Consider the following 21,844-nt stretch of genomic DNA (forward strand, 5'->3'; position numbering starts at 1 on the left):
GAAATCGACCTTCCTACCGGACGTGACATGACGCGACTCCCCAATCGCCGCCTGCTGGCCCTCGCCCTCGCCGCCGTCACCGGCGCTCCCGCCCTGGCCCAGGCAGCCGAGCCCTTCACTGTCAGCGACATCCGCGTGGATGGCCTGCAGCGCATCAGCTCGGGCACGGTATTCACCTACCTGCCGGTGGAACGTGGCGAGACCATCACCGACAACAAGGTCGGCGAGACCATCCGCGCCCTGTACAAGACCGGCTTCTTCGAAGACGTGCAGCTGGACCGCCAGGGCAGCATCCTGGTGGTGACCGTCAAGGAACGCCCGGCGATCAACAAGCTGACCGTCACCGGCAACAAGGACATCAAGTCCGAGCAGCTGCTCAAGGGCCTGTCCGACATCGGCCTGACCGAGGGCGGCACCTTCGACCGCCTGAGCCTGGACCGCGTGACCCAGGAGCTTCGCCGCCAGTACAACGACCGCGGCAAGTACACCGTCGAGATCACCCCGACCGTGAGCCCGCTGGACCGCAACCGCGTGGACATCGCGATCGCCATCAAGGAAGGCAAGGCGGCCAAGATCCGTCACGTCAACCTGGTCGGCACCGAGAAGTTCGAGAGCAAGGACATCCTGGAAACCTGGGAGTCCAAGGAGCACAACTGGGCGTCGTGGTACCGCCGTGATGACCAGTACTCCAAGGAAAAGCTGTCCGGCGACCTGGAAAAGCTCAATTCCTGGTACCTGGACCGCGGCTATGTCGACTTCAGCATCGACTCGACCCAGGTGTCGATCAGCCCCGACAAGCGCGACATGTTCCTCACCGCCGGCGTGACCGAGGGCGCCCAGTACAAGATCTCCGAGATCAAGGTCAGCGGCGACACCATCCTTCCGCAGGAGGACGTCGAGCGCATGGTGATCCAGAAGCCGGGCGACACGTTCTCGCGTGCGCTGCTGGAGTTCAGCTCGGACACCATCACCAATTCGCTGTCCAACATCGGCTACGCGTTCGCCAAGGTGAACCCGATCCCGACCACCAACCGCCCCGACCAGACCGTGGCGATCAACATGCAGGTCGTTCCGGGCCCGCGCGTGTCGGTGCGCCGCATCCTGTTCCGCGGCAATACCCGCACGTCCGACGAAGTGATGCGTCGCGAAATGCGCCAGTTCGAGAACAGCTGGTACTCGCAGGCCGCGATCGACCGCTCCAAGATCCGCCTGCAGCGCCTGGGTTACTTCGAGTCGGTCGACGTCGAGACTCCGGCCGTCAGCGGCAGCAACGACCAGGTCGACGTCGTCTACAACGTCAAGGAAACCACCTCCGGCAGCTTCGTGTTCGGCCTGGGCTATTCGCAGTCCTACGGCATGACCACCTCGGTACAGCTGTCGCAGAACAACTTCCTCGGCGGCGGCAACCGCGTGTCGGTCGAAGCCTCGCGCAGCAGCTACCTGCAACGCTATGGCTTCAGCTACACCAACCCGTACTTCACCGATGACGGCGTGTCGCTGGGCTACAACCTGTCCTGGCGCGAGCTGGACTACTCCGACTTCAACACCGCGCAGTACAACAGCACGAACGGTTCGGCGCAGGTGGTGTTCGGCGTGCCGATCACCGAGACCGATACCGTCTCGCTGATGTTCGGCATCGACAGCAACCAGATCACCACCTACCAGGGCTCGACCCCGCAGTCGATCATCGACTACATCAACGCCGTCGGTAAGCGCACGTTCCATGCCTGGCGCACCGAGCTGGGCTGGGCGCGTGACTCGCGCAACGACTACTTCATGCCGACCCGCGGTACCTACCAGCGCATCGGCCTGGAAACCACGCTGCCGGGTTCGACCATCGAGTACTACAAGCTGAACTACCAGATCAGCAAGTACTGGCCGATCATGCCGTCGCTGGTGATCAACACCCGTGCCGAAGTGGGCTACGGCGATGCCTATGGCAACGACTACACCCGCACGCTGACCAATCCGGACGGCACCACCCGTACGGTGACCGCCAGCGGCCTGCCGTTCTTCGAGAACTTCTATGCCGGTGGTACCAATTCGGTGCGCGGCTTCGAAGACAACACCCTCGGCCCGCGCGAAGTCACCGCCGGTTATCCGGAAGGCCAGCCGCTGGGTGGTTCGCTGAAGACCGTCGGTTCGGTTGAAGCCTACTTCCCGCGCCTGTTCGACAGCCCGTCGGCACGCGTGTCGGCCTTCGTCGACTTCGGCAACGTCTACAACGGCACCAAGAACTTCAAGGCCAACGAACTGCGCGTGTCCACCGGTGTGGCCCTGCTGTGGCGCGCCCCGGTCGGCCCGATCTCGATCAGCTACGCCTTCCCGCTGAAGAAGGAAGACGATGACAAGATCGAACGCCTGCAATTCACGTTCGGTGGCCAGTTCTGAGGAACAACGTTCCTCAGAACTGATCCACCTCCGGTGAATTGCCCGCGCATTTCACCTATCCCCCGCGCCGCTGGCGCGCCCCCCTTAACAAAGGGGGGCTCTCCACCAGACGGGGTACGAAGCGCCGGGCTCTGCCCGGCGTTTTCGTTTTTCAGATGACACTGCACGGCACGGGCTTTTGGCCGCGCTCGCGGGAAACTGTCCAGAGGCGGCGGGTGGCCCTGGACAGGACCGTTGGCGCCATGGATGGCGCCATCGAGCACCATGGAGGGGCTTTTGCGTGTCCTGGCCAGGGCCACCCGCCGCCTCCCGCCCGTACCAGGCAGGCGCCAAGCCCTGCCCCCGCATGACCGCAATGGCGTCACACGTTAAACTCCCGCCGTGAATACTCCCACCTACACCGCCCAGCAACTCGCCGAGCAGTTCGGCCTGCAGGTCCATGGCGACCCCGCCACCGCCATCCATGGCGTGGCCACCCTCGCCCATGCCGGTCCTGGCCAGCTGACCTTCCTCGCCAACCCGCGCTACCGCGCCCAGCTGGCCGACAGCCAGGCCTCGCTGGTGGTCCTGCGTGCCGACGACGCCGAGGCCGCTCCGGGCGCCGCGCTCGTGGCCAAGGACCCGTACACCACCTTCGCCAAGATCGCCGCGCTGTTCGACATCGCGCCGACACGGCCACCCGGCATCCACCCCAGCGCCGTGATCGATCCCAGCGCCCAGGTCGCCGCCAGCGCGCATATCGGCCCGTTCGTCTCCGTCGGCGCACGCAGCGTGGTCGGCGAGAACTGCATCATCGGCACCGGCAGCGTGATCGGCGAAGACTGCAGCCTGGACAACGGCTGCGAGCTGATCGCGCGGGTCACCCTGGTTACCCGGGTCAAGCTTGGCAAGCGCGTGCGCGTGCATCCCGGTGCCGTGCTCGGCGCCGATGGCTTCGGCCTGGCGATGGACGCCGGCAAGTGGATCAAGGTGCCGCAACTGGGCGGTGTGCGCATCGGCGACGATTGCGAGATCGGCGCCAATACCTGCGTCGACCGCGGTGCGCTGGAAGACACCGTGCTGGACGAAGACGTGCGCCTGGACAACCTGGTGCAGATCGCGCACAACGTGCAGATCGGCGCGCATTCGGCCATCGCCGGCTGCACCGGCATCGCCGGCAGCGCCAGGATCGGCCGCTACTGCCTGCTCGGCGGCCACGTCGGCGTGGTCGGCCACCTCGAGATCTGCGACAAGGTCGTGATCACCGGCAAGTCCGTGGTCCGCAATTCCATCCATGAGCCGGGCGAGTACTCGTCCGGCACCCCGTTGACCGACAACCGCACGTGGCGCAAGAACGCCGCGCGCTTCAAGCAGCTGGACGCATTGGCTCGCCGCGTCCTGGCCGCTGGCAAGGAGAAAGAATGAACGACACGCTGCAGCTTCCTATCGACGTCTGCCAGATCCAGGAACTGCTCCCGCACCGTTACCCGTTCCTGCTGGTGGACCGGGTGCTTGAACTCGACATCGACGCCAAGCGCATCTTGGCGCAGAAGAACGTCAGCATCAACGAGCCGTTCTTCCAGGGCCACTTCCCGGGCCGCCCGATCATGCCCGGCGTGCTGATCATCGAAGCGCTGGCGCAGGCCGGTGGCGTGATGACCCAGCTGACGCTCGGCCGCGATGCGCAGTCCAAGCTGTTCTACATGGTCAAGGTGGAAAATGCCCGCTTCAACAAGCAGGTCGTCCCCGGCGACGTGCTGATGCTGGATGTGCAGATGAAGCGCCTGATCCGCAACATGGGCTGGTACTACGGCGAAGCCAAGGTCAACGGTGAAGTCGTTGCCTCGGCCGAAGTCATGTGCGCCGGCGCCAAGGGCTGATCCACTGGAGGCAGGAATGACTGACAACACACCGCGGATCCACCCGACCGCCGTCATCGATCCGGCCGCGCGCCTGGCCGATGACGTCCAGGTGGGCGCCTTCACCCTGATCGGGGCCGATGTGGAAATCGGCGCCGGCACAGTGGTCGGCCCCCATTGCAGCATCCACGGCCCGACCAGGATCGGCCGTGACAACCGCTTCATCGGCCACGCCGCGATCGGTGGCGAGCCGCAGGACAAGAAGTTTGCCGGCGAGCGCACCGAACTGGTGATCGGCGACCGCAACGTGTTCCGCGAGTTCGTCACCCTGAACCGTGGCACCGGCGGCGGCGGCGGCATCACCACGATCGGCAACGACAACTGGATGCTGGCCTACACGCACGTGGCGCATGACTGCCATGTCGGCAACTTCTGCGTGTTCTCCAACAACACCACCCTGGCCGGCCACGTCACCGTGGGCGACTACGTGATCATCAGCGGCTTCGCCGGTGCCCACCAGTTCTGCCGCATCGGTGCCCACGCATTCCTCGGCATGGGCGCGCTGACCAACGGCGACGTTCCGCCGTTCACCATGGTCGGCACCGATTCGCTGGGCCGCCCGCGCGGCATCAACAGCGAAGGCCTGAAGCGTCGTGGTTTCGACGCCGAGCGCATCTCCGCCATCAAGCGCGCCTACCGCACCCTGTACGTGGCGGGCCTGCCGCTGGCCGAAGCCAAGGTGCAGCTGACCGAACAGGCACGCGACAGCGATGACGTGAAGGCCATGCTGGACTTCATCGAGCACGCCGAGAGGCCCTTGCTGCGATGAGCAGCACGACCGGCCAGGCGCCGGCCGGCGCCGCCGTGATTCCGCTGGCCTCGATGGCCGGCAGCGTCCCCGCGCAGCGGGTGCTCAGCGAGCGCCCGTTGCGGATCGCACTGGTGGCCGGTGAGGCCTCCGGTGATCTGCTGGGTGCGGGCCTGGTGCGCGAGCTGAAGGCACGCTTTCCGAATGCCGAATTCGCCGGCATCGGTGGCGATGCCATGCGCAGCGCCGGCTGCCTGACCTGGCACGATGCCAGCGAGCTGGCGGTGATGGGCCTGACCGAAGTACTGCGCCACCTGCCACGCCTGCTGAAACTGCGTTCCGCGTTTCGCCAGCGTGCACTGGAATGGCAGCCGGACGTGTTCATCGGCATCGACGCGCCCGACTTCAACCTGGGCATCGAACGCTGGCTGAAGCAGCGCGGCGTGCGCACCGTGCATTACGTGAGCCCCTCGGTCTGGGCCTGGCGCGAGAAGCGCGCCGAGAAGATCGGCAGCAGCGCTGACCTGGTGCTGTGCCTGTTCCCGATGGAACCCCCGATCTATGCCAAGCACGGCATCGACGCACGCTTCGTTGGCCATCCGATGGCCGATGACATCCCCCTGCAGGGCAACCGCGAGGAAGCGCGCGCCGCGCTTGGCCTGCCGACGTCGGCCAAGGTGCTGGCGGTGTTGCCAGGCAGCCGCCTGGGCGAAATCTCGCGCCTCGGTGAACCGTTCTTCGAGGCCGCCTGGCAGGTCTCCGAGCGCATCCCCGGCCTGCACGTGGTAGTGCCTGCCGCCAACCCCGCCTGCAAGCGCCTGATCGAAGAGCAGCTGTCACGCTCGGCGTTGCCGGTCGCGTACTCGCATGTGCTGGACGGCCAGGCGCGCAACGCGATGATCGCTGCCGACGTGGTGGTGCTGGCCTCCGGCACCGCAACCCTGGAAGCCATGCTGGTGAAGCGGCCGATGGTGGTTGGTTACCGCGTCAACGAACTGACCTACCGCCTGGTCAAGGCGCTGGGCCTGATCAAGGTCGACCGCTTTGCCCTGCCCAACATCCTGGCCGGCCAGGACCTGGCGCCGGAGCTGATGCAGCACGACTGCACCCCGGACAAGCTGGCCGCCGCCATCCAGCAATGGTTCGACCATCCGCAACGGGTGACCGACCTGCAGGATACCTACGCGCGCCTGCATGAGCGCCTGCGCCGCAATGCGTCGGCACGTGCCGCCGACGCCGTCGGCGAGCTGCTGATGCGCGACCAGGCCCAGGCATGAGCCGCCGCCACGCCGCGGCGGCCAGCCTGACCCTGTTCGATGGCGCGGCGGTGGTCGAACCGGAGCGCCTGGTCGCCGGCGTCGACGAAGCCGGTCGTGGCCCGCTGGCCGGGCCGGTCGCGGTGGCGGCCGTGGTGTTCGACCCGGCACGGCCGCGGATCAACGGCCTGGACGATTCCAAGCAGCTGACCGCGGCGCGCCGCGAGCAGCTGCATGACCGCATCATCGAGCGGGCCCTGGCCTGGCATGTGGTGCTGGTGGACGTGGACACCATCGACCGCCTGAACATCTACCAGGCCACCCTGCAGGGCATGCGCGACGTGATCGCGGCGGTCGCCCACGTGGCCGGTTTCGCGCGCATCGATGGCAACGTGGTGCCCAAGGGGCTGGTACTGCCGGCGCAGGCGCTGGTCGGTGGCGATGGCATCGACCGCGCGATCATGGCCGCCTCGATCCTGGCCAAGGTCTCGCGCGACCGCTACATGCAGGAGGTGCATGCCCGCCACCCGCAGTACGGCTTCGAGCAGCACAAGGGCTATGGCACCCCGGCCCACCTGGCCGCCCTGCGCGAGCACGGCCCCTGCGTGGAGCACCGGCGCAGCTTCGCCCCGGTGCGCGAGTGCCTGGACACCCCGCAGGCGACCACCATCGCGATCACCTGAACGGCTGCCGCAACCCTGCTGGGGAACAGTCCCCCTGAGTCAGGGGGACGCGCCAAGGGCGCGGGGGTGTGGAAGCATGGTGAGACGGGGCCCGCGGTTCGCCTGCGAACCGTGGGCAGCGAGAGCGCGAATGCGATATCGCGTGCCGTCAAGAGCTTGTCGCCTCCCCCTGCCCTCGCTACCCTGACCGGGCACTCCAGCGCTTCCCGACCCCGGCGACGATTCCTCCGTCGGCACCCGGGGCCCGCGCGCTCCAACCTGGTCCGGCATGTCCAACTCCCGCTTCGTACATCTCCACGTCCACACCGAGTTCTCGCTGGCGGACTCCACCATCCGTGTGCCGGCCAAGCCGGACCAGGCGGACCCGAAGAAGGCCAAGCAGGCCAACCTGCTGTCGCGCTCGGTCGAACTCGGCATGCCCGCGCTGGCGGTGACCGACCTCAACAACCTGTTCGCCCTGGTCAAGTTCTACAAGGCCGCCGAAGGCGTGGGCATCAAGCCGATCGCCGGCGCCGATGTGCTGATCGCCGAGGAAGGCCAGGACCCGTGGCGGATGACCCTGCTGTGCCGCGATCGCGAGGGCTACCTGAGCCTGTCGCGGTTGCTGACCCGCGCCTGGATGGAAGGTCATCGTCCGGAAGGCGGCGTGGCCGTGCACCCGGACTGGCTGAAGGCCGGCAATGCCAACCTGTTCGCGCTGGCCGGCCGGCAGAGCCTGGCCGGGCGCCTGGCGCTGGACGGAAAGCATGAGCTGGCCGAGCAGCAGCTGGCCGACTGGCAGCGCGTGTTCGGCGATGGCCTGCACCTGGAGCTGACCCGCACCGGCCGCGAGGGCGAGGAAACCTTCAACCAGTTCGCGCTGATGGCCGCCGGCCAGCGCGGGCTGCCGGTGGTGGCCAGCAATGACGTGCGCTTCCTGTCGCCGTCGGATTTCAGCGCGCACGAAGCGCGCGTGTGCATTTCCACCGGCCGCGTGCTGGACGACCCCAAGCGCCCACGCGAATACAGCGACCAGCAGTACCTGAAGTCGGCCGAGGAGATGTGCGCGCTGTTCGCCGACATTCCCGATGCGATCGACAACACGCTGGCGCTGGCCGAGCGCTGCAACATCGAGATGCGGCTGGGCACCTACTTCCTGCCCAACTACCCGGTGCCGGACGACGAGACCCTGGACACCTGGATCCAGAAGATGTCGCGCGACGGCCTGGAAGAGCGCCTGGAGAAGAATCCGCTGGCGCCGGGCAAGACCCGCGAAGAGTACTTCGAGCGCCTGGAATTCGAGCTCAACACCATCATCAAGATGGGCTTCCCGGGCTACTTCCTGATCGTGGCCGACTTCATCCAGTGGGGCAAGAACCAGGGCATTCCGATCGGCCCGGGCCGTGGTTCGGGTGCCGGTTCGCTGGTGGCGTGGGCGCTGAAGATCACCGATCTGGACCCGCTGCCGTACAACCTGCTGTTCGAGCGCTTCCTGAACCCGGAACGCGTGTCGATGCCCGACTTCGACATCGACTTCTGCATGGACCGCCGCGACGAAGTGATCGACTACGTCGCACGCAAGTACGGGCGCGAGCGCGTCAGCCAGATCATCACCTACGGCACCATGGCCGCCAAGGCGGTGGTGCGCGACTCCGGCCGCGTGCTCGGTTTCCCGTACGGCCTGGTCGACGGCGTCTCCAAGCTGATCCCCAACATCCTCGGCATCCACCTGAAGGATGCGCTGGGCAAGGGCAAGGAAGGCCCGAGCTCGGAAATGGCCTCGGCCGAACTGATCCAGCGCTACGAGACCGAGGACGATGTCCGCGACCTGATCGATCTGGCGCTGCAGCTGGAAGACCTGACCCGCAACGCCGGCAAGCACGCCGGTGGCGTGGTGATCGGTCCCGAGCCGCTGAGCGAGTTCTGCCCGCTGTACGCCGAACACGACGAGAACGGACTCGGCAAGAACCCGGTCACCCAGTTCGACAAGAACGACGTGGAAGAAGTGGGCCTGGTGAAGTTCGACTTCCTTGGCCTGCGCACGCTGACCATCATCGACTGGGCGGTGAAGGCGATCAACAAGCGCCATGAGCGCGCCGGCATCCCGCCGGTGGACATCGCCGCGATCCCGCTGGACGACACGCCCACCTACAAGGACATCTTCGCCAACGGCAATACCGGCGCGGTGTTCCAGTTCGAATCCTCGGGCATGCGCCGCCTGCTGAAGGACGCGCGCCCCGACCGTTTCGAAGACCTGATCGCGCTGGTGTCGCTGTACCGACCCGGCCCGATGGACCTGATTCCCTCCTTCAACGCGCGTAAGCACGGCCAGGAAGAAATCATCTATCCCGATCCGCGCACCGAAGCGATCCTGAAGGACACCTACGGCATCATGGTGTACCAGGAGCAGGTGATGCAGATGGCGCAGATCGTCGGCGGCTACTCGCTGGGCGGCGCTGACCTGCTGCGCCGCGCGATGGGCAAGAAGGTGCCGGCGGAAATGGCCAAGCACCGCGAGATCTTCCGCGAAGGTGCGGCCAAGGATGGTGTGGACGAAGCCAAGGCCGATGCGATCTTCGACCTGATGGAGAAGTTCGCCGGTTACGGCTTCAACAAGTCCCACGCCGCTGCCTATGCACTGGTCAGCTACCAGACCGCGTGGCTGAAGCGCCACTACCCCGCCGAGTTCATGGCGGCCACGCTGTCTTCCGACCTCGACAACACCGACAAGGTGGTCGGCTTCCTCGACGAGGTGCGCAATCTCGGCCTGACCGTGCTGCCGCCGAAGGTGAACCAATCGGCCTTCATGTTCGAGGCGGTGACGCCGGACACCATCCAGTACGGTCTGGGCGCAATCAAGGGCGTCGGCCAGGGTGCCTGCGAAGCGGTGGTCGACGAACGCCTGAAGGGCGGCGAGTACAAGGACCTGCTCGACTTCTGTACCCGCGTCGGTTCGGCCAAGCTCAACCGGCGCACGCTGGAAGCGATGATCAACTGCGGCGCACTGGACGAACTCGGCCATAACCGCGCCTCGCTGATGCTGCAGCTGCCGGAGGTGATCAAGGCCACCGACCAGATGGCGCGCGAACGTGCGTCGGGCCAGAACTCGCTGTTCGGCGGCCCCGACCCGAGCGCGACCACGATCCAGCTGGATCTGCCTGAAGCCGAGGAATGGCCGCTGCTCCAGCGCCTGAACGGCGAGCGCGACACGCTGGGCTTCTACCTCAGCGGCCACCCGTTCGACCCGTGGCGCGACGATGTGCGCGACCTGGTCGGCAACGACCTGGGCTCGGTGGAGAAGATCTGGAGCGCCAACAGTGGCGGCGGTGGTGGCGGTGAGAAGCGCTGGCGCCCGGAAGTGCAGACCGTGCTGGCCGGCCAGGTGGTCGGCGTGCGCCGCAAGGGCGAGAGCCAGATCTTCATCCAGCTCGAGGATGGCCGCGGCCGCGTCGAGTGCAGCGCATTCTCCGACGCGATGGCCGAGTTCGGCCACCTGATGACCAAGGACCGCATCCTGGTGGTCAAGGGCGGCCTGCGCGAGGACGAATTCAACGGCGGCTTCGCGCTGCGCATCCGCCAGTGCTGGGACTTCGACGAAGTCTGCGCCAACTACGCCACGCGCCTGTCGCTGCGCCTGGACCTGCGCCAGCAGCGCCCGGTCTGGGAGCGCATCGATGCGCTGCTCGACCGCCATCGCCCGGGGCGAACGCCACTGCGCCTGGACCTGCTGCTGAAGGGACCGCACGGCGGTGTCGCCGGCATGCTCGATGTGTCCGGGCAGAGCGCGGTACGCATCGACTCCAAGCTGATGGAGGCGCTGCGCGCCGACCCGGCCGTGCGCACCCTGAAGGTGCGCTACAGCCCGCCGTGGGCCAGTTGAGTCGGGCGCCCTCGTGTTGCTGTTTCCCCGTTCCAAGTATCAAGGACGATTGCCAATGAAGACCCTGCTGTTCCCGTTCGCTGCCGCACTGGTCCTGGCCGCCTGCTCCCCGTCGAAGATCGAGTTCCAGATCGACAACCCGACCGACACGCCGCTGGCGTTGAGCATCGACGGCCAGGACCTGCAGGTGGCCGCGCAGGGCTCGCGCCCGGTCTCGCTGGCCATCGGCGAGCACCGCCTGCACACCGACAAGCTCGGCGACGTGCGCTTCATCGTCTACGTCGACGGTCGTGGCGGCCTGATCAATCCGACCCTCAGCGAGTACGTGATCGCCCGCGAGGTCTATGTCACCGACGAGAGCAAGCTGAAGAACTTCGGCGTCGGCAACAAGGGCATCGAACTTGGCGGGGTCGACTTCGAAGGTCCGTTCGAGAAGCGCCACGAACTGTTCATCGACAAGACCTGGACCTACGGCGTGCGCGAACCGTTCCCGAAGGAAAAGGTGGTCGCCCACGTCGATTCCAGCGGCGGGCAGATCGTGGCCAAGGTGTTCACCGCGCCGGATTTCATCGCCTACGTGGAAGAAGGCATGGGTGAACCCGGCGCCTTCAAGCGCGAGCAGCCCGCCGGCTACGTGGCGCCGGCATTCAGCCTGGAACCGGCCCCGGCCAGCCTGCCGGCGCTGGTGCCGGCCTTCGAGGCGCATGCCGCGCCGCTGCGCGAGGTCTATGCGCGCTGGCTGAAGGCCACCACCGCCGAAGAACAGAAGGCCCTGCGCAAGCAGGATTTCGCCGCACAGATGGCCTTCACCTCGGCCACTGCCACCCTCGGCGGCAACCTGGGCCGGGAGGCCAACGAGGCCTACAACGACTTCGTCTCCCAGCGCAGCCAGCTGATGGGCCGCAGCGCCCTGGTGGTGCCCTGAGCTGACTGGCGCCCCCTGCCCGGCTGCGCTACCGTCGCCTTCCAGACGAAGGCGTACGGGTGGTTTGCACGCATTCGGCTAGAATTCCCCTCTTCTTTACACGACGGCTTCCGATGAATCCGAACTACCTCGACTTCGAGCAACCCATCGCCGACCTGGAAGCCAAGATCCAGGAACTGCGCAACGCCAGTGCCGGGCCGGCGGTCAATGTCGAGGCGGAAGTGCACGCGCTGCAGGACAAGCTGCGCATGCGCACCGCGCAGATCTTCCGCAACCTGACCTCGTGGCAGGTGCTGCAGCTGGCCCGTCATCCGTCGCGCCCGTACACCGCCGACTACATCCGCATCATCTGCGATGAGTTCCAGGAGCTGGCAGGCGACCGCGCCTTCGCCGACGACAAGGCCATCATGGGTGGCCTGGCCCGCATCAACGGCCGCGCGGTGATGGTGATCGGCCACCAGAAGGGCCGTGACACCAAGGAAAAGATCAAGCGCAACTTCGGCATGCCCAAGCCGGAGGGCTACCGCAAGGCCCTGCGCCTGATGAAGATGGCCGAGCGCTTCGGCCTGCCGGTGCTGACCCTGATCGACACCGCCGGCGCCTGGCCGGGCATCGATGCCGAATCGCGTGGCCAGTCCGAAGCGATCGCACGCAACCTGATCGAGATGGCCGAACTGAAGGTGCCGATCATCTGCACCGTGATCGGTGAAGGCGGCTCCGGCGGCGCGCTGGCGCTGGGCGTGGGCGACCGCACCGTGATGCTGGAGTACTCGGTGTACTCGACCATCACCCCGGAAGGCTGCGCCTCGATCCTGTGGAAGGACGCCGGCAAGGCCAAGGATGCCGCCGAGCAGCTGGGCCTGACCGCCCCGCGCCTGAAGAGCCTGGGCCTGGTCGACAAGGTCGTGCGCGAGCCGACCGGTGGCGCCCACCGCAACCCGACGCAGATGGCCAAGCGCCTGAAGGCCGTGCTGCTGAACGAACTGGATGCGCTGGAAAAGCTGTCCACCGAGCAGCTGCTGGAGCAGCGCTACACCCGCCTGCGCAGCTACGGCACGTACGAAGCGGCCTAAGCCCGGTAGTGCCGGCCGCTGGCCGGCAACACGCAGGTGATTGCAGAAACGAAAGAGCCGGGCAGATGCCCGGCTCTTTCGTTTGCGCCCTGGCGGCATCCACGCATGGCGTGGATCTACCGGGTACAGATGACCCCACTCAGAACGGCTTGGCCAGCACTAGCCACACGATCGGGATGAAGGCCAGCAGCGGGATCTCGTTGATCCAGCGCAGCGCGCGCGACGACGGCAGCGCCCTGCCCTTGGCCACGCCCTTGAGCAGGCGGCCAATCCAGATGAAATACGCCAGCAGCACCACCACCAGCCCCAGCTTGGCATGCAGCCAACCGGCGCCGCCGGGCGCGACCATGGTCGGGAAATCCGGAATGACCTTGTAGCCCAGCCACAGCACCAGACCCAGCAGGAACGCCAGGCCGAACATCGAGTGGCCGAAGCGGTACAGGCGCAGGCCCATCAGCTGCAGGCGCTCGGTCACCGCCGGCTGGCCTGCAGTCTCGGCCAGGTTCACCAGGATGCGCGGCAGGTAGAACACCGTGGCCATCCACGCCACCACGAACACGATGTGGAAGGTCTTGACCCAGTAGTAGCTCTGCATGCGCTCGCTCCGGCGGCTGGCGTAGGTTGGCCGTCATTCTCGCATGACGTGAACGGGCCACCCCACGCGCCAGCGCCGCGACACATCGACGCATGGCGCGCCGCAACACCGTACGATAGGCACCGCTTTCCCGATCCTGACCGCACGCCGCCCATGGACAAGACCTACGACGCCGCCTATTTCCAACGCTGGTACCGCCGTGCCGACATCGGCGGCAGCGCCCGCCTGGCGCGCAAGGTTGCGTTGGCCGTGGCCAGCGCCGAGTACTACCTGGAGCGGCCGATCCGCAGCGTGCTGGACATCGGCTGCGGTGAAGGCGCCTGGCGTGCACCGCTGCTGAAGCTGCGTCCGAAGGTCGAATACCTCGGCTTCGACAGCAGCGAGTACGCTGTGCGCCGCTACGGCAGGACCCGCAACCTGCACCTGGCCCGCTTCGGCGATTTCGCCTGGCTGCGGCCCTGTGCCCCGGTCGACCTGCTGATCTGCTCGGACGTGATGCATTACGTGCCCGACCGCGAGCTGCGCGCCGGTCTGGCCGGCGTGGCCGAGCTGACCGGCGGCGTGGCCTTCCTGGAGACCTTCGCCGCCGAGGACGCGTTCGAGGGCGACCATGACGGCTTCCAGGCCCGCCCGGCGCGCTGGTACCGGCGGACGCTGGCCCGGCACGGCCTGCAGCCGGTAGGGTCGCATTGCTGGCTCGGCCCCGCCCTGGCAGGCGATGCGGCCGCGCTGGAACGGATGTGAATCCGGATTCATTATTTTCAGCCAACTTAACCTGCGGGACACCCGGATGGGATATGCTGCGCGGCAACATATGACCATACATATTCGGTCGTCATGCTCTATCAACTGCACGAACTGACCCGCAACCTGCTCGCCCCCTGGGTGCACCAGGCCCAGGCCAACGCCAGGTTCTTCGCCAACCAGGGCCACTGGTGGTCGCAGATGCCCGGTGCTGATCGCCTGGCGGCGGTCAATGAACTCTTCCACCGCATCGGCAAGGATTACGAGAAGCCCGAGTGGGGCATCAACGAAATCGACGTCGATGGCGAGCGCGTGCCGATCGTCGTGCACGAGGAAGTGAGCAAGCCGTTCTGCAAGCTGCTGCGTTTCAAGCGCCACAGCAATGAAGCCGACCAGCTGCACACCATGCTCAACCAGCCGTTCGTGCTGGTGGTGGCGCCACTGTCCGGCCACCATGCCACGCTGCTGCGCGATACCGTGCGCACCCTGCTGCGCGACCACCGCGTGTACGTCACCGACTGGGTCGATGCGCGCATGGTGCCGTCCAGCGAAGGCGAGTTCGGCCTGGACGACTACATCGCCTACATCCAGGAGTTCATCCGCCACCTCGGCGTGGAGCGCCTGCACGTGGTCAGCGTGTGCCAGCCGACCGTGCCGGTGCTGGCGGCAGTTTCGCTGATGGCCAGCCGTGGCGAACCGACGCCGCGCACGCTGGTGATGATGGGTGGCCCGATCGACGCGCGCTGCAGCCCGACCGCAGTGAACAATCTGGCCACGCAGAACCCGCTGTCGTGGTTCGAGAACAACGTCATCCACACCGTGCCGGCCAGCTATCCTGGCGCCGGTCGTCGCGTGTACCCGGGCTTCCTGCAGCACGCCGGCTTCCTGTCGATGAACCCAAGCCGCCACTTCAGCTCGCACTGGGATTTCTACACCGACCTGGTCAAGGGCGACCTGGAAGACGCCGACGCACACCGTCGTTTCTACGACGAGTACAACGCGGTGCTGGACATGCCCGCCAAGTACTACCTGGATACTATTTCCGTGGTGTTCCAGGACTTCCTGCTGCCGCGTGGCGAGTGGGTGGTCAACGGCGAGAAGGTCGACCCGTCGGCCATCCGCGATACCGCGCTGCTGAGCATCGAAGGCGAGCTGGACGACATCGCCGGCCTCGGCCAGACCGAAGCGGCGCAGGCGCTGTGCACCGGCATCGACGCTGACCGCCGCGAGCATTTCATCGTCGAAGGTGCCGGTCACTACGGCATCTTCAGCGGCCGTCGCTGGCGCGAAGTGGTGTACCCGAAGGTGCGCGATTTCTTCGCCGCGCATGCCGAAGCACCGGCGGCGAAGGCCACGAAGAAGAAGAGCAACGTCACCCCGTTGCGCCGCAAGGCGGGGTAAACCGCCCAGGGTGGGTACCGACCTTGGTCGGTGCGCCCTGGTAGATGCCAACCTTGGTTGGCGCTCCCGGGGTCGGATCCCTTTCCAGCGGAAAGGGCTCTGACCCCAGCACGATCAGATCCGGGGTCAGAGCCCTGTTCTGCGAACAGGGATCCGACCCCTGACCGCTTACAGCCGCACCAGCAGGTTCTTGGCGATCAGCCCATGCAGCTTGCCGATCCCGCGTGCCAGATGCAGGGTCAGCACCAGCAGCAACGCGCCCACGGCCGCCACCACGATCGCCACCAGCGGCGAGGCCGCCATCGGCAGCACGTTCACGCCGTCGACGTACACACCCGGAATGTCGCCACTGAAGATCGCCGCGACCGGTGCCCAGATCAGGCCCAGCGACAGCGACAGCAGCGTCACCGCGATGGTGAAGTAGATGATGCCCAGCGGCAGCATCAGCACGAAGTACAGCAGGGTCAGCCAGGTGCGGCCGTCGGTGAACATGTCGCCGATGCGCTGCGGCCATGTGCGGCTGCGGTCGGTGTAACGCGGGCGGCGCGGCATGCGCTCGCCCAGCAGCGCTTCCACCAGCCGCCCCTCCAGCAGCGCCAGCCCGCGCACCGAGCCGAAGAACAGCACGGTCAGCGGAATGCCGATGATCAGGATCAGCAGGCCCAGCGACAGCGACAGGCCGGTCACCACCCAGGTGAAGAAGAAGATGCCGGTGGCCAGCGACAGCAGCATGTAGAACAGCGCGCCATAAGTGTGCGGATCGGCCACCACGCCGAAGAAGCGGGCCAGCAGCGAGCGCTGTACCGGCGCTGGTGGCGGCGCGGCCGGCTCGACACCACTGGCTTCCGCCGCCGCACGCAGCACCGGCGCGGTATCCGCACGCGGTGTACGCAGCGCGCGGTTCACCGTCACTTCGGTCTCGCGGTAGATCTCGGCCACTTCGTCCGGTGCGCCATAGCTGCCGGCGACGTCGGCGATCACCTCGGCCTCGCTGCGGCCCGGCTGCGCGGCCAGCTCCGAACGCAGGTACTCCTCGGCGTCGTACAGCGCGTCCTGCACCATCGCCGGATCGGCGCCTTCCAGCGCCGCGCGCAGCTGCGCCAGGTACTGCGGAATGGTGGTCGGCAGGGCACGGCCTGCCAGGCTCGGGTCGTTCATTGCGGTACCCCCTCCAACACGGAATCGACGGAATCGCGGGTGGCCTGCCAGGCCTGGCGCCACTGCGCCAGCACGTCGCGGCCACGTTCGTTGATGCGGTAGTAGCGCCGCGGCGGCCCGCTGCTGGACGGCTCCACATGGCTTTCCAGCAGGCCGGCGCCCTCCAGGTTGCGCAGCACCGGGTACAGCGCGCTCTGCTTGCCGCTCAGCACCCCCTCGCCCACCCGCTCCAGCTCCTTGGCAATGAGGTAGCCGTACAGCGGCTCGCCGGCCCGGGCCAGCACCGCCAGCAGGGCCAGCGACACCGTCCCGGCGCTGAGCTCCTTCTGGAACTTCTTCAGCTGGACATCGTCCTCGGACATGACCGGCCCTCCACTACGTTGAAGTCCACAGTAGTGCGAAGTTCGGTATAGCGAATGTGTCGTTAGTCATCGTGCCGGTTGGCGTGGCCGGGCCGCTCACGCAGAATCGAAGCCTCGTTCATGTTCCGGGGATCCCATGCCGCACCGCCGTCGCCTTGCCCTGACCGCCCTCGCCCTGTCCTGCCTGCTGCCCGCCATGGCCAGTTCGGCCACGCCCTACCGCAGCCCGCAGCAGATTCTTGATGCTTCGGCGGCCAGCGACTGGCGCACCCCGGACCCGGCCAACCTGCTGTACATGGACCTGCCGGCCGGGCGGGTGATCATCGAGCTGGCGCCGCAGTTCGCCCCGCGCCATGTCGCCAACATCCAGACCTTCGCCCACGAGCACTTCTGGGACGGCACCAGCATCTACCGCTCGCAGGATAATTTCGTGGTGCAGTTCGGCGATGCCGACGCCGATGACGCGACCAGGGCCAAACCGTTCGGCAGCGCCGCGCGCAAGCTGCCGGCCGAATTCGAACGCGCCAGCACCGGACTGAAGGTGAACGTGCTGCCGGACCGCGATGGCTGGGCGGCGCAGACTGGATTCGTCGACGGCTTCCCGGTCGGCCAGGACCCGCAGGCCGGCAAGGCCTGGCTGGCGCATTGCTACGGCATGCTCGGCGCGGGCCGCAGCAACGAGGAAGACAGCAGCATCGGCGCCGAACTCTATGTGGTAACCGGCCAGTCGCCGCGCCAGCTGGACCGCAACATCACCCTGGTCGGTCGCGTATTGAAGGGCATGGAACTGCTCAGCGCGATCCCGCGCGGCCCGGCGCCGATGGGCTTCTACACCGACCCGAAGCTGCGCACGCCGATCGTGTCGATCCGCCGTGCCAGCGACGTGCCGGCAGCCGAGCGCACGCCGATCCAGGTGCTGCGCACCGATTCGAAGACCTTCGCCGATACGGTGGAGGCGCGCCGCAATCGCGTGGATGATTTCTACAAGCGCCCGGCGGGGCATATCGATCTCTGCAATATTCCGGTGCCGGTGCGGTGATGGTTTCCGCACGTTACGCGTGCTGAAGGCGCTTCATCGTTCATGGGCGTTACTTTTCTTTGTACGCAAAGAAAAGTAACCAAAAGAAACGTTCCGCCGGCCGCGAGCCGGTGCTACGCACCGGTGCCCTGCGCTCCTCGGCCCGTCGAGGGACGGCGCGGGAACTCGCTGCGCTCAGACACCCGCGCCTCTTCGCCCTCGCCGGACCTGCGGTGCTCGGCTCGCTCAAGGCGGACCCAACGTCCAAAGCGGCCGCATCATTCGCCGTGCATGGTCCGGCACTGTCGCTGCCCGCACTCGCGGCTGTGGCCTTTGATCTGGGTCCGCCTTGCGTGAGCCGAGCATCGCAGGGGAATCAGGGGCGAAGAGGTACCGATGTCCTGTAGAGCCGACTGTTAGTCGGCTGACTTCTGCGCACCGTCCCCTGATTCACCGAGAAGCGCAGGGTACCGGTGCGCAGCACCGGCTCGCGACCTGGCGGCGTGTTTCTTTGGTTACTTTCTTTGCACGAGCAAAGAAAGTGACACCTCTCCGCAGGCGCGGAAAAGGCCTGCCGGGCAGCGCCCGGCACTACCAGCGCTTCGGCACCCTCAGCCCTTCTGGCTCACCGCCACGCTCCCCAGGATCAACGCACCCGCAATCAGCATCTGCACCGTCACCGCTTCCCCGAGGAACAACCACGCAAACGCCGCGCCGAACAGCGGAATCAGGTAGGTCACCGTCGACGCACGCGACGGGCCGATACGGCCGATCAAACGATAGAACATCAGGAACGCCAGGCCGGTACAGGCCACGCCCAGGGCAATCGCCGCGCCCCACGCCTTGGCCGGAATCGCCGCCTGCGGCCAGTGGCTGACCGCCATCGGCAGCATCCACAGCGAAGCGCAGGACAGCGTTGCCGCCGCAGCAGCCGCCGACGGCAGCCCGGTCATGTGCCGCTTCACCAGGTTCACGCCCAGACCGTACAGCAGCGAGGCCGCCGCACCGGCCAGCACCGCGGTGCCGATACTCAGGCCAGAGACCTTGGCCGTGGCCAGTACCACCACGCCGGCGAATCCGACCAGCAACGCGCCAGCACGGCGCATGCCGATCTTCTCACCGAAGAACAGGAAGGCGATCAGCGCGGCGAACAGCACCGTCATCGCATTGCAGATCGCACCGATCGCGGCCGGTGCCTGTTCGGCGGCATAGGCGAACAGCACGAACGGCAGCGCCGAGTTGATCAAGCCGATCGGTGCCAGCCACAGCCAGCGCCGCGGCGGAAACTGCGCACGCGCCCGCCACAGGAACGGCAGCAGCACCAGCGCACCCAGCACCAGCCGCACCTCGACCAGCGCGAACGGGCCGAATGACGGCACCGCCACCCGCATGAACAGGAACGAGCAGCCCCAGATGGCGCCCAGCAGGGTCAATTCCAGCGGCGTGCGCCAGTCGCGCTCGGCCACCTGTGGGACCGCATTCATGCCCTGCCTCCGTCCATCGTCTGTTCCTCGCCAAGGCAGACAGGATCGGGCGCAGACGCCCGCCGCACAAGCGCGTAGTATCGCTGCCAGCCACAAATATGGTTTGAGGCTCGACATGCAGCTACGCCCTTCCCTGCTCCCCGCACTGGCCGTGTTCGCGGTCGCCGCGCGCCACCAGAACTTCGCCCAGGCCGCGCAGGAACTGCACCTGACCGCCAGCGCGGTCAGCCACCATGTGCGCCGCCTGGAGGAGGTGCTGGAGACCCGGCTGTTCCTGCGCCACGCCCGTGGCGTGCGCCTGACTGCCGAGGGCCGGCAGCTGGCCGACGCCGCCAGCGCCGCCTTCTCCGATGTCGCGGCCGTCGCCCATCACCTGCAACCGGATGCCGACAGCGTGCCGTTGCGGATCACCACGCTGCGCTCGCTGTCCTACTGCTGGTTGCTGCCACGGCTACCACGCTTCACCCAGGCCTATCCGCACATCCGCATCGAACTGCACACCGGCAGCGGGCTGGACCGCTACGACGACAACGGTCCGGAAGTCGGTATCCGCTATGGCCTGGGCCAATGGCCGGGCCTGCGTGCGCAGCACCTGATGGACGACTACCTGTTCCCGGTGGCCTCACCGGCACTGGCCGGAGTCGAAGCGCTGGTCGATCCGGCGCGCATCGCCGACCTGCCGCTGCTGACCGATCTGTCGCCGCAGGGCTGGCGTGACTGGTTCCGCCATGCCGGCGTGCGCCCGCCGTCGCCACTGCCGCCGATGCACACCTTCGCCGACAGTACCGATGCGATGCGTGCTGCGGTGTACGGCATGGGCGCGGTGCTGGCACGCACCCACATCGCGCAGCCCTACCTGCAGCGCTACGAAGTGGTACGCCTGCCCGGCCCGGCACTGAAAGCGCGCTATGCGTATCACGTAGTGCACGCCGAAGGGCAACCGCCGAGCCACGCCGCGCGCCTGTTCATCGACTGGTTGCTGGAACAGGCGCAGGACGAACGCACGCCGATTCCCGCATTGCCGGAAAGCCTGCTCGGGCGCCCGGCCACGCACGGCTGACTGCGCCCTCACCCGCTCTTTGCTTCACGCTGGCTAGGCTGCAGGCAACCCCACACCGTATCAACGCCATGGCCATGCTGCGACTGCGCATCACCGGAACCGAAGACGACGCCCGCGCGATCAGCGACCTGCTGCTCGGCCTGGAGGGCATCGAACATGTCGAGGAAACCGACGACCTGATGCCGCACATGGACGACGACGATTCCAGTTCGGCCGGGCTGTCCGATGACATCGGCCCGGGCATCCACGAACTGGAAGTGGAAGTCGGCAACGAAAGTACCGCGCAGAAGGTGCGCGATGCGGTGCAGGAACTGGCGCTGGAGCTGGATGTGTTCGTCGAGTACGAGACCGACGAGGGCTGATGCCGGCGGGCTGCCGGCATCGACCTTTTCCTCAAAGGGTGGGCGGCAGCGTGCGACGGCGGCGACGCCACCACGCCCGGATACCCCAGGCCACGACCAGGGCCAGCACGCCCACCGGCAGCAACGCTGCGACCGCGCGGATCAGGAACGCAACGCTGGTGCTGAGGATGCTGCCCGACTCGCTCAGCGCCTCACCGATCTCGCTGCGACTGCGCTGGCCGGAGGTGGTATCGAAGTGGATCGTCACCAGCTGGGTATCGATGCGCCGGCGCTGCTGCGCGGCATCCTTGTTGGCCTGCTCGACACCCGCCTCGATCTCCGACAGCCGCGTGGTGATCGCCATCAGGTCTTCGATCTTCAGGTCCTTGCGGTCCTGGTAGGACAGCAGCCGCGCGTGTTCCTTCTCGAGCCGCGCCTTGGTCAGTGCCGTATCGGCCACCGCCTGCGCGAGGTCCTCGGCACGCGTGTTGCGCGACTGCAGTTTGCCACCTTCACCGGCCATCGCGATCAACGGCTCGGCGCCCTTCGGCGCGATGCGTACCTTGACCTCGCCGCTGGGCTGCTCGCCACTGCGCTGGTCGACCTGCAGCACCGCGCAGTCACCGAACTTCGCGCTCTGGCAGGCCTGTGCCACCTGCTGGATGCGGGGTGCGATCTGCGCCGCTTCCAGCTGCACCTGCACGTCGTGTTCGTAGGCGAGGAATGCGCCCTCCGGTGAAGCAACGGCCGCTTCGGCGGCCGTAGCGCCTGCATCGGCCGCCACATCGCCGTGTTTGGCGCAGGCTGCCAATGCAAGCAGCAGCACCGGCATCGCCACCACGCGCGTC

The 21,844-nt window shown here is 66.9% G+C and carries 18 protein-coding genes and 1 pseudogene; 14 read left to right on the top strand and 5 right to left on the bottom strand.

Translation table 11 applies throughout. The annotated features are described in order from the left end of the window. The first annotated feature begins 27 nt into the window (after positions 1-27). From bamA to VPH47_RS14455, 9 genes and pseudogenes are all read left to right on the top strand, one after another. Complete coding sequence (gene bamA, locus VPH47_RS14415) at positions 28-2,391, top strand: outer membrane protein assembly factor BamA (RefSeq protein WP_197610388.1); 2,364 nt, start codon at positions 28-30, stop codon at positions 2,389-2,391. A 381-nt stretch (positions 2,392-2,772) separates the two neighbouring features. Next, positions 2,773-3,795, top strand: a complete 1,023-nt coding sequence (lpxD, locus tag VPH47_RS14420; RefSeq protein WP_049455670.1) for a UDP-3-O-(3-hydroxymyristoyl)glucosamine N-acyltransferase — start codon at positions 2,773-2,775, stop codon at positions 3,793-3,795. After that, positions 3,792-4,250, top strand: coding sequence for a 3-hydroxyacyl-ACP dehydratase FabZ (gene fabZ / locus VPH47_RS14425; RefSeq protein WP_005408737.1), 459 nt, complete (start codon positions 3,792-3,794; stop codon positions 4,248-4,250). The genes lpxD and fabZ overlap by 4 nt, the downstream gene beginning before the upstream one ends. A 16-nt stretch (positions 4,251-4,266) precedes the next feature. Beyond that, positions 4,267-5,058 (top strand): acyl-ACP--UDP-N-acetylglucosamine O-acyltransferase, encoded by a 792-nt coding sequence (gene lpxA, locus VPH47_RS14430; RefSeq protein ID WP_110711704.1) that lies wholly within the window; start codon positions 4,267-4,269, stop codon positions 5,056-5,058. Between the two features lie 92 nt (positions 5,059-5,150). Continuing rightward, a pseudogene (gene lpxB / locus VPH47_RS14435) lies at positions 5,151-6,314 on the top strand (lipid-A-disaccharide synthase); the annotation flags it as partial. Next, a complete protein-coding gene (locus VPH47_RS14440) occupies positions 6,311-6,976 on the top strand; it encodes a ribonuclease HII (protein WP_248859801.1) in 666 nt (221 codons plus the stop codon). The pseudogene lpxB and the gene VPH47_RS14440, both read left to right, overlap by 4 nt. A 268-nt stretch (positions 6,977-7,244) precedes the next feature. Continuing rightward, positions 7,245-10,835 carry a DNA polymerase III subunit alpha gene (dnaE, locus tag VPH47_RS14445; protein ID WP_110711702.1) on the top strand — a complete coding sequence of 1,197 codons (3,591 nt, stop codon included), beginning with the start codon at positions 7,245-7,247 and terminating at the stop codon, positions 10,833-10,835. Positions 10,836-10,890: 55 nt separating this feature from the next. Next, positions 10,891-11,760, top strand: a complete 870-nt coding sequence (locus VPH47_RS14450) for a hypothetical protein (RefSeq protein WP_368851098.1) — start codon at positions 10,891-10,893, stop codon at positions 11,758-11,760. 113 nt (positions 11,761-11,873) lie between these two features. After that, positions 11,874-12,833 carry an acetyl-CoA carboxylase carboxyltransferase subunit alpha gene (locus VPH47_RS14455; RefSeq protein ID WP_110711700.1) on the top strand — a complete coding sequence of 320 codons (960 nt, stop codon included), beginning with the start codon at positions 11,874-11,876 and terminating at the stop codon, positions 12,831-12,833. A gap of 139 nt (positions 12,834-12,972) precedes the next feature. Here VPH47_RS14455 and VPH47_RS14460 read toward each other — a convergent pair whose 3' ends face one another. Then, positions 12,973-13,428, bottom strand: a complete 456-nt coding sequence (locus VPH47_RS14460) for a CopD family protein (RefSeq protein WP_014036492.1) — start codon at positions 13,426-13,428, stop codon at positions 12,973-12,975. 153 nt (positions 13,429-13,581) lie between these two features. Here VPH47_RS14460 and VPH47_RS14465 point away from each other — a divergent pair, with 153 nt between their 5' ends. Next, the gene (locus VPH47_RS14465; protein ID WP_019337630.1) at positions 13,582-14,172 is read left to right on the top strand and encodes a class I SAM-dependent methyltransferase; all 591 of its coding nucleotides are present in this window, start codon (positions 13,582-13,584) and stop codon (positions 14,170-14,172) included. 93 nt (positions 14,173-14,265) lie between these two features. Next, complete coding sequence (locus VPH47_RS14470) at positions 14,266-15,573, top strand: polyhydroxyalkanoate depolymerase (protein ID WP_368851099.1); 1,308 nt, start codon at positions 14,266-14,268, stop codon at positions 15,571-15,573. A 168-nt stretch (positions 15,574-15,741) separates the two neighbouring features. Here the strand turns inward: VPH47_RS14470 and VPH47_RS14475 are convergent, their stop codons facing one another. Next, positions 15,742-16,731, bottom strand: coding sequence for a sensor domain-containing protein (locus VPH47_RS14475; protein ID WP_197610382.1), 990 nt, complete (start codon positions 16,729-16,731; stop codon positions 15,742-15,744). Further along, a complete protein-coding gene (locus tag VPH47_RS14480) occupies positions 16,728-17,093 on the bottom strand; it encodes a PadR family transcriptional regulator (protein ID WP_014036489.1) in 366 nt (121 codons plus the stop codon). The genes VPH47_RS14475 and VPH47_RS14480 overlap by 4 nt, the downstream gene beginning before the upstream one ends. Positions 17,094-17,229: 136 nt before the next feature. On the opposite strand from VPH47_RS14480, the gene VPH47_RS14485 reads away from it, so the two are divergent. Further along, on the top strand, positions 17,230-18,132 hold the full coding sequence (locus VPH47_RS14485) for a peptidylprolyl isomerase (RefSeq protein ID WP_197610380.1): 903 nt from the start codon (positions 17,230-17,232) through the stop codon (positions 18,130-18,132). Positions 18,133-18,722: 590 nt separating this feature from the next. On the opposite strand, the gene VPH47_RS14490 is transcribed toward VPH47_RS14485, so the two are convergent. After that, complete coding sequence (locus VPH47_RS14490) at positions 18,723-19,595, bottom strand: DMT family transporter (RefSeq protein ID WP_049461770.1); 873 nt, start codon at positions 19,593-19,595, stop codon at positions 18,723-18,725. Between the two features lie 115 nt (positions 19,596-19,710). On the opposite strand from VPH47_RS14490, the gene VPH47_RS14495 reads away from it, so the two are divergent. Both VPH47_RS14495 and VPH47_RS14500 read left to right on the top strand, forming a co-directional pair. After that, a complete protein-coding gene (locus VPH47_RS14495; RefSeq protein WP_110711693.1) occupies positions 19,711-20,655 on the top strand; it encodes a LysR substrate-binding domain-containing protein in 945 nt (314 codons plus the stop codon). A gap of 68 nt (positions 20,656-20,723) precedes the next feature. After that, the gene (locus VPH47_RS14500) at positions 20,724-21,017 is read left to right on the top strand and encodes a hypothetical protein (RefSeq protein ID WP_005408721.1); all 294 of its coding nucleotides are present in this window, start codon (positions 20,724-20,726) and stop codon (positions 21,015-21,017) included. 31 nt (positions 21,018-21,048) lie between these two features. On the opposite strand, the gene VPH47_RS14505 is transcribed toward VPH47_RS14500, so the two are convergent. After that, complete coding sequence (locus VPH47_RS14505) at positions 21,049-21,828, bottom strand: DUF4349 domain-containing protein (protein ID WP_180860184.1); 780 nt, start codon at positions 21,826-21,828, stop codon at positions 21,049-21,051. Between the last annotated feature and the right edge of the window lie 16 nt (positions 21,829-21,844).

The sequence above is a fragment of the Stenotrophomonas sp. WED208 genome (genome assembly GCF_040984485.1).
Lineage (GTDB): Bacteria > Pseudomonadota > Gammaproteobacteria > Xanthomonadales > Xanthomonadaceae > Stenotrophomonas > Stenotrophomonas riyadhensis.